Annotated in this window: 10 protein-coding genes; 5 read left to right on the forward strand and 5 right to left on the reverse strand. The window is 29.2% G+C overall.

Going from position 1 to position 12,194, the window contains the following annotated elements; genetic code table 11:
- Positions 1-52 precede the first annotated feature (52 nt).
- Positions 53-328: a co-chaperone GroES gene (locus Q0V08_RS02120; RefSeq protein WP_185890819.1), complete on the reverse strand. Its 276-nt coding sequence runs from the start codon at positions 326-328 to the stop codon at positions 53-55.
- Between the two features lie 312 nt (positions 329-640).
- On the opposite strand from Q0V08_RS02120, the gene Q0V08_RS02125 reads away from it, so the two are divergent.
- Together Q0V08_RS02125 and Q0V08_RS02130 are read left to right on the forward strand one after the other, a co-directional pair.
- Positions 641-1,822: an ROK family protein gene (locus Q0V08_RS02125; RefSeq protein ID WP_185890818.1), complete on the forward strand. Its 1,182-nt coding sequence runs from the start codon at positions 641-643 to the stop codon at positions 1,820-1,822.
- 261 nt (positions 1,823-2,083) lie between these two features.
- Positions 2,084-3,187, forward strand: coding sequence for a hypothetical protein (locus tag Q0V08_RS02130; protein WP_297431670.1), 1,104 nt, complete (start codon positions 2,084-2,086; stop codon positions 3,185-3,187).
- 63 nt (positions 3,188-3,250) lie between these two features.
- Here the strand turns inward: Q0V08_RS02130 and Q0V08_RS02135 are convergent, their stop codons facing one another.
- Positions 3,251-4,327, reverse strand: coding sequence for a glycerol dehydrogenase (locus tag Q0V08_RS02135; protein WP_297431672.1), 1,077 nt, complete (start codon positions 4,325-4,327; stop codon positions 3,251-3,253).
- Between the two features lie 114 nt (positions 4,328-4,441).
- Here Q0V08_RS02135 and ligA point away from each other — a divergent pair, with 114 nt between their 5' ends.
- Positions 4,442-6,490 (forward strand): NAD-dependent DNA ligase LigA, encoded by a 2,049-nt coding sequence (gene ligA / locus Q0V08_RS02140; RefSeq protein WP_297431674.1) that lies wholly within the window; start codon positions 4,442-4,444, stop codon positions 6,488-6,490.
- Between the two features lie 73 nt (positions 6,491-6,563).
- Here the strand turns inward: ligA and celB are convergent, their stop codons facing one another.
- The 3 genes from celB to Q0V08_RS02155 all read right to left on the reverse strand — a co-directional run bounded on the left by celB (position 6,564) and on the right by Q0V08_RS02155 (position 9,465).
- Positions 6,564-7,898 (reverse strand): PTS cellobiose transporter subunit IIC, encoded by a 1,335-nt coding sequence (celB, locus tag Q0V08_RS02145; protein WP_185890811.1) that lies wholly within the window; start codon positions 7,896-7,898, stop codon positions 6,564-6,566.
- A gap of 108 nt (positions 7,899-8,006) precedes the next feature.
- Positions 8,007-9,101: a hypothetical protein gene (locus tag Q0V08_RS02150; protein WP_185890809.1), complete on the reverse strand. Its 1,095-nt coding sequence runs from the start codon at positions 9,099-9,101 to the stop codon at positions 8,007-8,009.
- A gap of 58 nt (positions 9,102-9,159) precedes the next feature.
- Positions 9,160-9,465, reverse strand: a complete 306-nt coding sequence (locus tag Q0V08_RS02155) for a PTS sugar transporter subunit IIB (protein WP_023052115.1) — start codon at positions 9,463-9,465, stop codon at positions 9,160-9,162.
- A 317-nt stretch (positions 9,466-9,782) separates the two neighbouring features.
- On the opposite strand from Q0V08_RS02155, the gene Q0V08_RS02160 reads away from it, so the two are divergent.
- Positions 9,783-10,928 carry a replication initiation protein gene (locus tag Q0V08_RS02160; protein ID WP_185890808.1) on the forward strand — a complete coding sequence of 382 codons (1,146 nt, stop codon included), beginning with the start codon at positions 9,783-9,785 and terminating at the stop codon, positions 10,926-10,928.
- A gap of 163 nt (positions 10,929-11,091) precedes the next feature.
- Entirely contained in the window at positions 11,092-12,177 is a 1,086-nt protein-coding gene (locus Q0V08_RS02165) for a MupG family TIM beta-alpha barrel fold protein (RefSeq protein WP_297431680.1), read from the forward strand.
- Positions 12,178-12,194: the final 17 nt, after the last annotated feature.

Raw genomic sequence — 12,194 nt, forward strand, 5'->3', positions numbered from 1 at the left:
GTTATGAAGGGAAAAGAAAAGCAGCTCACGTTATTTTGTGAGCTGCTATTTTTTACTCCTCAATAATACCGAAAATCTCTTCTAAATTTAATAAAATTTGTTCTTTAGAAGAATCATTAATTTTAACTCCAGATTTTTTAGAAAAAATAACTTTATCATTAATACTAAATAAAGAGTTTACTTCAGAATCAGAACTTAAAGAGATTATTTCTCCAATTCTATAATTTTTTTCATCGTTATTTTGGATTAATATAATTCCAGTAGAGGTTTTTTCTTCTAAATTTATAGTTTTAACAAGAACTCTTTTACCAATGGGTTTAATTTTCATTTTTACCTCCTAAAATATTTTAAGATAATAAAATTGTAACAAAAAAAAATAAAAAAGCAATAAAAATAAAAGAAGAGATGACGGGAACATCTCTTCTTAAAACGGGTTTCTAACCAATCAACTGGAGGGTTGCTGGCTATTTATATAATAAGTTTAGCACCTTATTATTGATTTATGATATAATTAAATAAAGATATACTATTTTTATTTAATTTGGTAAAAAAAATATCTCGAAAAAACGACGTGTGTTTTACAAGGTAAAATATACATTAAAAAAAAGGGTTTGTCAATAAAAAAATAAAGGAGTCGGGGATGGATTTTAAAAGTCAAAATAAAAACATTACAAATTTATTAAAATTTATTAATCAATGTGGTGGGTCTAATAAGTTAGAGATTGCTGAAAATATAATGGTTTCACCAGCTGCTTTAACAAAAATTTCTAAAAAATTACTTGGGGATAATATACTTGTTGAAAAAAAATATATAGATGAAAATAATAGAAAAAAAAATCTATTAGTTATAAATTATGAAAGATTCTACTCTATGGGTGTACTAATAGAAGAGAACTTAACAAAAGTTATATTAACAAATTTAAAAAATGATATTTTAGGAGAGTTGAAATTTAAAAATAACTATAATGGTGATTTTGATGAATATTTAAAAGCTTTACTTGAATTTATTGAAAAACTTGCAAAAGAAAATAAAGTTTTACCTGAGAAAATATTAGGTGTTGGTGTTGTAGTAACTAATGAGTTTATTGTAAAAAAATCACTAGATTTATTTAAAGAGGATAGATTTTTAACATTAAAAAAATCTATTATGGATAAATTTTCAGGATATGTATTTGTAGAGACTGAAATTAGAGCAGAAGCTTTATATGAAGCTTTTTTAGCTCCAGAATATAAAGATTTTTTCTTAGTAAAATATGGCGAAAAAAGAGGAAGTGCTATTATAATAGATAATAAGCTTGTAAATCCAGCTATTTCTCACTATAGATCAATGGGAACTAGACATTTTATAGTAGAACCTAACTCAGATGTATATTGTGAAATTTGTAAGAAAAAAGGGTGTTTTGATACCATGGTTTCTCCTAAAAATATATTTGAAGAAATTTTGAAGGAAAATAATTATTCAACTCGTATAGTAGAGATGTATAAAAATATGAGTTTTGAAGAATTTATAAAAAGAGCAGAAAGTGGAGAGATAACAGAGTGTAAAGCACTGAGAAAAGTAGCAAGATATATTGCAATTCTTATGATTAATCATAATAATTTATTACCTTTAGATACTTTTTTACTTTCTGGAAGAGTATTTAAAAGTTCACTTTTTTTAAGTTATCTAAAGATGTATTTACAAGAGTTTCAACTAGGAGAAGTTCATGAAAAACTTATAGTTTTAGATAAACATGTCTTTAGAGAAGAGTTAGTAGCTTCATTTTTACCGATAAATTATATTTTTTATAATTATCACTTTCAAGATAATTTAGAAGAGTAAATTTTAAGAGATAGAAATCTATCTCTTTTTTTAATGGATAAATTTCATATAGTAAAATAAAAATAAAAATATAAAAGTGAACTATTCTTTTAAAAATAAGGGTTTATAGCTAAAAAGTAAACAAAAAAATAATTTACTTAGAAAAATTATATTTACAAATTTAAAAAAATATTGTATAAAGAATACAGTGGAAAAGAAATATTTTTTTACTATAAAAAATTATTTCTCAAAATAACACAATTAAAAATCGGAGGGGATTTTATGAAAAAATTAGCACTTTTTTTAGGATCTTTACTTGTTGTAGGAACTGCAGTTCAAGCTAAAGAGGTTGTTGTAGCTCCAGTTGAAGTATCGAAAGAGATTATAGTTGTAGCTGAGCCTGTAGTTGAAGAGGTTGTAGCACCTGTATTTAAACCAACAGGATATGTAGGAGTACAATATAGAGCTTATGGTGAAACAGAAGGTCATGGAGATGACATAAGATGGAATACAGCTACAAATGCTGCAGATGATAACCAAGATACATGGAATAGAGGAGCTAATAAATACTCTAGACTTGAAACAACTTTTGGTGTTCAAGCAACTGAAAACTTCAAATTAGAGGGAAGAATCAGAGATTATAACAACTTAGAAAGCAATGGAGATAGAAACAAAAACTCTAAAAACGGGACTGAAACAAGATTAAGAGCTTACTATCAACACAATGATTGGTTTACTTCAAGAGTTCAATATAGAGATGAAGAGGATGATTCTCAAAACTTAGAATACCAAGCAAGATTTACAGTATATAAAAATGAAGGAGCATTATTAAGTAAGTTATTACTTGCTCCAAAAGTTTACCATTCATTCCCAGAAGATGGTGGATCTAACTACATGAATACTATCGGTATGGATATCGAGTATGCAGGTAACTTACCATTAGGATTTACTTGGGATGGTACAATCTATTTAAATCAAAACTTCTATGGACAAGACTTCCATACAAATGCTGATTTAACAGATAACAAAGACAAAGATTTCGTAGCAGAGTGGGAAATCTACTTATACAGAACTGTTGCATTATATTCAACAGATAATTATGCAATTGATTTCAACTTTGAAGGTGGATATGATCCATATAAGTTTGGACAATATGATAAATATACTAAAAATGAAACTACAGGAAAAGTTTCTAAATCAGCTAAAACAACTTATAGCTTATACACACTATTAACATTAGATGCAGAGTATAAAGTAACTGAAAACTTTGCAGTAAACGCTGGAGTTGGAGCAGAGTACAGAAACTGGGATATAACAGCTCAGGATGCTGCTTCTCACTGGAGATGGCAACCACTTGCATACGTAGGAATGAAAGCTACATTCTAATAGATATGCAATTAAAAACCCTTGGATTAATCCAAGGGTTTTCTTTTTTATAATAAAATTTTTTTAATATCCACCATAATTATCAGCAGCTAAAATAGCAGCTAAAACTTTTTCAGGAGTAACTTTAAAAGGCATATTATGAATTGTTTCTCCTGGTGCACAAGCAAGCTTAGCTACTTCTAAAAGTTTTTCTCTTTCAATAGAGTTAACTCCTAAATCTTCTAGAGATGTTGGTAGTCCAATATTTTTACAGAAGAATAAAACTTCATCAATCTCTTCCATTGGTGCATTTTCAAGGAACAATTGAACTAAAGTTCCGAAAGCCACTTTCTCTCCATGATATAAATCATGACACTCTTCAAGAGCTGTTAATCCATTATGAATAGCATGAGCAGCAGCAAGTCCACCACTTTCAAAACCAATACCACTCAAATATGTATTAGCTTCAATTATATTTTCAACTGCTTTTGTACAAACACATTTTTGTGCAGCAAACATAGCTTTTTCTCCATCTGCGATAAGTGTGTCAAAACATAGCTTAGCAAGAGCCATAGCAGCTTTAGTAGGAAGTCCACCACCCATATTTAAAGCTCCTGATTGTTCACAAGCTCTAGCTTCAAAATATGTAGCTAAGGCATCACCCATTCCACTAGCTAAAAGTCTAGCAGGAGCTTTAGCAATAATCTCTGTATCCATTAAAACTATATTTGGATTACTTGGTAAAATAAGATATTCATCAAAAACACCTTCATCTGTATAAAGAACTGATAAAGCACTACAAGGAGCATCTGTTGATGCAATAGTAGGAACTATTATAACAGGAAGATTTGAGTAGTAGGCAAGGGCTTTAGCTGTATCTAAAGTTTTACCGCCACCAACTCCAATTACAATTTCAGATTTTTTTTCTTTTAAAATCTCTTTTAATCTATTAACCTCATTTTTTGAGCACTCTCCATTAAAAAGTTCAAAAGTAGCAGTTAAATTTTCTTTTTTAAAACTTTCTCTTATAATATCTTCAGTTATACTCATAACAAAGTTATCAGCAATAATAAAAGCGTTTTTTTTAGCATATTTAGCAAGATTGCTTAAAGAGTTAGCTCCCTGAATATACTTACTTGGTGATAAAATGATGTTTTCCATTTAATACCTCCATAACCTTTAATAAAAAAGAACTTTGATATCTATTTATTACCACTAAACTCTTAATTTGTAAATAGAAAAGTGGTATAATTTAATAAAAAAGGATGGTGGACTATGCTAAAACTTTTTGATTTAGTTAAAGAGAGTGAACCGAAAAAAAGAATAGATGAATTAAGAAAAGAGATAGAGCGATATAATTATTATTATTATACTAAAAATGAATCTATAATCTCAGATTTTGAATTTGATAAACTTTTAAAAGAGTTAGAAAAATTAGAAAAAGATTATCCAGAGTTCAAAGAAGAAGTATCTCCAACAAAACATGTAGGAGCAATTGATTTAAAAGAATCAAAGTTTAAAAAAGTTATTCATAAAAAGCCTATGTTGAGCTTAAGTAACTCATATAATATTGAGGATGTAGTTGCTTTTACAGAGAGAATAGAAAAAAATCTTGAGTATAAGCATGAAAAATTAGAGTATGTTCTTGAATTAAAGTTAGATGGAGCTAGTATAAGTATAACTTATGAAAAAGGTCAACTTGTAAGAGCAGTAACAAGAGGAGATGGAATAGAGGGAGAGGATGTTACAGAAAATATTTTAGCTATTAATACAATTCCTAATTATTTAAAAGAGGATGTTGATTTAGAGGTTAGAGGAGAGATTGTGCTTCCTTTAAGCCAATTTGAAAAATTAAATGAGGAAAGATTAAAAAATGGTGAAGAGATATTTGCCAATCCAAGAAATGCAGCTAGTGGTACTTTAAGACAGTTAGATTCAGAAATAGTTAAAGAAAGAGGATTAGATGCTTACTTTTACTATGTAGTAGAACCTTTAAAATATGGTTTTAAAACGCATAGAGAGAGTTTAGACTATTTAGATAAAGTAGGAATAAAAACAACTGGAGTAGCTGAAGTAATAGATGATTTAGTTGTTATGGAAAAAAGAATAGCTTATTGGGAGATTGAAAGAGAAAAATTAGACTTTGAAACAGATGGATTAGTAATAAAATTGGATAATATTGATCTTTGGGATGAAGTGGGATATACAACAAAAAGTCCAAGATGGGCAATAGCTTATAAATTTCCAGCAAAACAAGTTACAACTAAACTTTTAGATATAACTTGGCAAGTTGGAAGAACTGGAAAAGTTACTCCTGTAGCAGAATTGGAAGAGGTTGAACTATCTGGAAGTAAAGTTAAAAGAGCTAGTTTACACAATATGGATGAAATTCTAAGAAAAGATATTAGAATTGGAGATAGAGTATTTATAGAAAAAGCAGCAGAGATTATTCCTCAAGTTGTAAGTTCTATAAAAGAGGTTAGATCAGGAGAGGAAAAAGAAGTTATTTCCCCAACAAACTGCCCAGTGTGTGGATCACTTTTAGAAAAAGAGGATGGATTAGTTGATTTAAAATGTGTAAATCCTAACTGCCCGGCAATTATTCAAGGAGGGATAGAATATTTTGTATCTCGTGATGGAATGAATATAAGTGGATTTGGAAGTAAAATTGTAGAAAGAATGCTAGAGCTTAATTATATAAAAGATATTACTGATATATATAATTTGGGAGAACATAAAGAAGAACTTATGCAATTAGATAAGATGGGAGAAAAAAGTGTAGAAAAACTTTTAACTTCAATAGAAAAAAGTAAAGAGAGACCATACTCTAAAACATTGTATGCTTTGGGAATACCTTTTGTTGGAAAATTCTTAGGAAATGTTTTAGCAAAAAAAAGTAAAAACATAAACAGATTATCTCAAATGTCTAAAGAAGAACTTTTAGAAATAGATGGTGTTGGTGATAAAGTTGCTGAATCAGTTTATAACTTCTTTAGGGATGAAAAGTCAATGACAATAGTTAAAAAACTAAAAGATTATGGAGTAAACTTTGGAAAATCAGATGAAGAGGTTGAAGAGAAGATAGTTGAAAATGGTAAGTTTTCAGGAAAAACATTCCTTTTTACAGGAAAATTACAGAGATTTAAAAGAGAGGAAATAAAGGATTTAATAGAATCTTTAGGTGGAACAAATCTATCATCGGTAAGTAAAAAGCTTAATTATTTAATTGTTGGAGAGGATGCTGGAAGTAAGTTAACAAAGGCAAAAGAGATTGGAACAATAGATATTTTAACAGAGGATGAGTTTATAGAATTAACAAAATAATAAAAAGCTCCCTAGGAATAATCCTAGGGAGCTTTTTATATATTATATTAGCACTTTATTTAAAGATTATTTATTAAGCAGCTTCAGTTTCGTTTAAAGACTTCTCATATACTCTTAAGAAAGGAATATATAGGAAGAATGAAACAGCAACTAATCCACAACTTAGGATAAATGCAGTAATACTGAAGTTAGTAGCAAGTAACGCTCCGATTGGTCCTGGAGTTGTCCAAGGAACAAGAGTTATAATCTTTCCTACTAAGTCAAACTTTGTAGCAAACCATGCTATACAAGCATTTAATACTGGGATTCCAACGAATGGAATGAATAGTAGTGGGTTCATTACAATAGGTGCTCCAAACATTATCGGTTCATTGATATTGAATACTGCTGGAATAACTGAAAGTTTTCCAATTGATTTAATATGTGCATTTTTACTTACAGACATAGCAAGTGCAAGTCCTAAAGTAGCTCCAGCTCCTCCGATATAAACATAAGCATCAAGGAATCCTCCTGCAAATATCTTAGGTAAAGCTTCACCAGCTTGAAGAGCAGCTTGGTTAGCAGCAAGGTTAGATAGTGTTATAGAGTTAATAATAGCTATAACAATGTTTGTTCCGTGTAATCCAGCAAACCATAAAAGGTGAGTGATTATGATAATAAAGATTACAGAGATTAGTGAATCAGACATATTTAATAATGGTGCAAAAGCTTTTAAGATAATCTCAGGAACCATGATGTTTAAGCTCTTCATTGCAAATATATTCATTGCATGGAAGATGATTGTAACAAATACGATTGGGATTAATAACTCAAATGATTTAGCAATTGCAGGCGGTACAGAATCAGGAAGTTTAATAACGAACTTCTTTTGTACTAATAATCTGAATATTTCAATAGCTATTATTGCTCCTAGGATAGCTGTAAATAGTCCTTTAGCATCAAGGTATCTAGCGTCCATAATTGGCATCCATCCACCATCAGGAATAAGGAATAAAGCTCCAGCTCCCTCAGCTTGACCAACAGGTAACCAATCTAGTTTCGCTGAAACTAGTAAAAATGCATACATTGATAAGAATCCACCAGTTGTACCATTAAGACCATAACTATTAGATAAAGACATTCCAATTCCATAAGAAACGAATAAAGACATAATTCCCATACTTACATAGAAAGGTTGTACTAAATCTCCTTTAAAAGCCCCCATTAAATTAGCGTACCACTCCATGTAAAGTACGTTATTAGGATCAGTAAATGGTAGGTTTACCATTAAAAGGATAAATGAACCAATAATTAAGAACGGCATTGTATAAACGAAACCGTCTTTGATTGCATTTAAATATCTGTTTTGTCCAACTTTGGCAGCAACAGGCATAAGTTTTTCTTCAATAAGATTCATAAAGTTACTCATAAATTTTTCCTCCGTTTTTTAGTTTTATTATATCAAATTTTATAGAAAGGGGTGGAGGAAAAAACTTCCCCTCCCCATAATTTTTATAATACTTTTATATAGTTGATATTAGTTAAACTTGTAGTTTAAACCAATATATGTCCACCACATATCAAGATCTTTTTTACCATCTCCACTAGGTGATTTGAAAACATCTGAATTTTTGTAATCTCTAGTATTATCATCATATGCAACTCCTAAGAAAGTTGAGAATTGCTCATTGATTACATAGTTAGCCATTAATTCATATCTAACTCTTGATCCAGCTTTATTCTCATAATCTCTAACATAGTCACCATTAACTTTACCATCTTGAGTTCTCTCTAAAGTGAATCTGATTCTAGGCATGATAGTTAATTTTTCAGTAGCTTGATATGGCATCATAACTCTTAATTGAGTTTCAACCATTTCATAAGAGTCGTACATCTCTCCAGTTGTATAGATAGTAGGGTTTAATGATAACTTTTCAGTTAGCTTAAATGAAGGTCCAAAATCTCCTTCCCAGTACCATCCGTTATCTCTAGAAGAAGTACCATCTTCATTACTTGACTTATCTTTATCATATCCAGCAACTAACCATCCAGCTAATAAACCATTGAAGTGATTAAAGTCAGTTCCTAACTCATATCTATCTCTAGTCCAGTTAGATTGGTAAGCGTTTCTAGAATAATCTCTAGTTCTCTCTTCATTTCTATATTTTAAATGGAATCCTTGGTTAGCAAATAATTGATATCTAACTTTCCAATCTACTCTTGTAGCTTCCCACTCAGCATCAGGTCTGTTGAATCCTAAATCTCCACCAAATCTCTTTTCAACATTTAAATCTAAAGTTAACTTTCCTTTTGAAGCAGATACTCCAGTTCCCCAGAAAGTTCCATCCTCATCGTCACCAATGTTTTCTCCAGGTCCTTGCCATCTTAAAGATGAACCATTATCAAAATCCTCTGTCTCTAAGTACATTCTACCAGCAAAAGTCCATTTATCCTCTGGAACTTCAACCATAGACATAACTTGAGTCTCGTCATTTACATTCTCTTCTCTAATTTCCCCAGCAACAGGTGCAACTGTTTCAGTAGTAGTTGTAGGTCCAGCTACAACCTCTTTAGCAAAAACGTTTGTACCTAATAATGATAAAGCAGCTAATAAATAAAGTGATTTTTTCATTTGTTACCCTCCCGTTTTTTAAATAAAAGTGTTATTATTATTTTATTTTTATATTTAATTATTTAGCTAAGCTTAAAGCAAAGTCTAAAATTTTCTTACCATTTAAAGTTCCGTATGCCATAGTATCAATTACATCTAAAGGTTTTCCAGCTTCAGCAGCGATAGCAGCTAATTCCGCTTTCTTAAATCTAACTTGTGGACCTAAAAGGAATACATCATATTTAGGTAATAACTCATGGAATTGCTCTAAACCTACAGCATCAATTTTAACTTCTATATTTTCAGCAGCAGCAGCAGCTTCCATTTTTTTAACAACCATACTTGTTGACATTCCTGCAGAACAAAGTAATAATATTTTTTTCATAATTATTTCTCCTTTTAATTTACATATTTGAATTTTTAATTTAAAATTTTTAATTTGCATTGAGTGAACCTTTCACCTGACACTAGAATTATAAAATATGTTTTAAAAAAAGTCAAATTTCACAAAAATAAGACTTTTTTCGTCAAATAACAATATATATAATAAAAAAAAACTTGAAAATAAGAGAGAAATATTGTATTCTTTAATAGTAACGAAAAAAAAAATAAAAAAAATCGTCTAATTTTGATGGAAAACTGTTAAAAAAAAACAAAAAAATTTAAAAAAATTAATAATTATACAAAAAAGGTGGTGGAAGTATGAGAAAAATGGCTTTTGATTTTTCTAAAAATGATATTTTTATAGATACAGATAAGAAGTTAAACAAAAAAGAAAGAGATTTTTTAGAGGTAATCAGAGAAAGATACAAAGGAAAAAATGAAAAATATATAGTTTTTACAGAGAAAGAGTTAAAATCAATTGTAAAAGATAGAGGGTTAATAGAAGATTTTTTAGATAAATTTTCTAAAAGAAGGATTCATTTGAAGTTAATTGAAAAAGATGAAGAGATATTTTTCTCGTCATTTCCAATATTTGATTTTTATATGAGAAATAGAGAGGAATATAGACTTTATATATCAAGATCATTAAAATCACTAAAAGAGAGTGGAATTTTTGATGATATAGATTTACTTTTAATTCTTTTATTTAAAGATAAAAAAAGTTTTCAACTGTATTTGGCTATGATAAAAAATAGAAATCAAGGTGGATTCTTAATAAGTAGAGATCAATTAAAGGAACTTTTAGGAGTAGGACAAGAAAACTATGAAAGATTTTATGATTTCGAAAAAACAATTTTGAAACCAGCCTTAGAAGATATAAACCAATTGACAAAATATAATATAGATTATAAAAAAATAAAAAATAGTGATGGTTTTACAAGTAAAATAATGGAGATAGAGTTTGTGTTTAGTCATAAATTATCTCTAATATTAGCTGAAGAGATTGACAGACTTTTACTTCCACTTAGAGATAGAGTAGATTCTATATCAACAGTAAGTAAAGTAATAGAGGAAGCACTATTAAAAGAAGGTGTAGAATTTGTTAGAAATAATCTTTATCACTTAGACAAAGGTATCTCTGGTTCTCTAGATGAAGCTATATGTTTAGCTTTAAAGGAAAATCAAAATATGGATCATCAAGAGAAATATATTTTAGTTAGTAAAACAGTGGATATATTTTCAAATAGATTTATCTTTGAATCAAGACTTTATAAAGAACTTTTAAAATGTAAGTTTTACTATAACTATAATTTTTTAAAAGCTTTAAGAAATATGAAAGTTGGAGAAACTTTAGAGTATAAAGATGAGAGACATAAAATAAATATTCTTTACTTAGATAAAGGTAGAGAGAGCACTATAGAGATTTATAAAACAGTAGAAGACGCTACTGGAGAAAAAAAATAAATTTACCCGTTAATATGTGAAAAAAAGTGAAAAGTAGTTGAAATTGTTGTAGATATTAGACGAAAAAAAAGAGTATATTTTTCTTGAAGTTTTAACTCTTGACTTATGTAAAAAAATCTAGTAAAACCTAAGTAAAATAAAGGTTTTCAGGAGGGAGTAGAGAATGAAACAATTAGGAATATCTATATATCCATTTCATGCTACATTGGAAGAAAATAAAAAATATATTGAGTTAGCAGCAAAATATGGATATAAAAGAGTTTTCACTTGCTTATTATCAGTTGATGGGGATAAAGAGGTTATACTAAAAGAGTTTAAAGATACAATAGAGCACGCAAATAGCTTTGGAATGGAAGTTATGGTAGATGTGGCTCCATCTATATTTAGTAAATTAAATATAAGTTACGAAGATCTTTCTTTCTTTAAAGAGATTGGAGCTTGTGGAGTAAGACTGGATTTAGGTTTTTCTGGAAACGAAGAGAGTATAATGACATTTAATGAGCACGGATTATTAGTTGAGATAAATATGAGTCAGGATACAAACTATGTAAATACAATAATGGACTTTATGCCAAATAAAGAAAAATTAGTTGGATGCCATAATTTCTATCCACATAGATATACAGGACTTTCAAGAGAGCACTTTAGAAGTTGTAACAAGAGATTTAAGGGATTTGCTTTAACAACAGCAGCATTTGTTACATCACAAACAGGAACTTTTGGACCATGGCCAGTAAATGATGGACTTTGTACATTAGAAGAGCATAGAGATCTACCAATTGAAGTTCAAGGTAGAGAGTTATTTAATGAAGGAATAGATATTGTAATTATATCAAACTGTTTCCCAACCGAAGAGGAACTTAAGAGATTAGCAGATGTAAATAAAGAGATGTTAGAGCTTGAGTGTGAAGTTTATGATGGTGTAGGATCAGTTGAAAAAGATATAATTGAAAAAGAGCTACACTACCAAAGAGGAGATGTAGGAGAGTATGTTGTTAGATCAACACAATCAAGAGTAAAGTATAAAGGAACTCATTTTGAGTTATTTAATCCTGTTGATATTAAAAAAGGAGATGTATTAATTGAATCATCACTTTATGGACAATATGCAGGAGAGTTACATATTGCAAGAAAAGATATGAAAAACTCTGGAAAAACAAGTGTAGTTGGAAAAATAGATCCAAATTATATGGGATTATTAGATAGTATTAAACCTTGGCAAAAATTCAAGATTAAAATAAAAAAGTAATAAAAATCGGTTTAGGA

It is taken from the genome of uncultured Cetobacterium sp. (assembly GCF_947038635.1).
Classification (GTDB): domain Bacteria; phylum Fusobacteriota; class Fusobacteriia; order Fusobacteriales; family Fusobacteriaceae; genus Cetobacterium_A.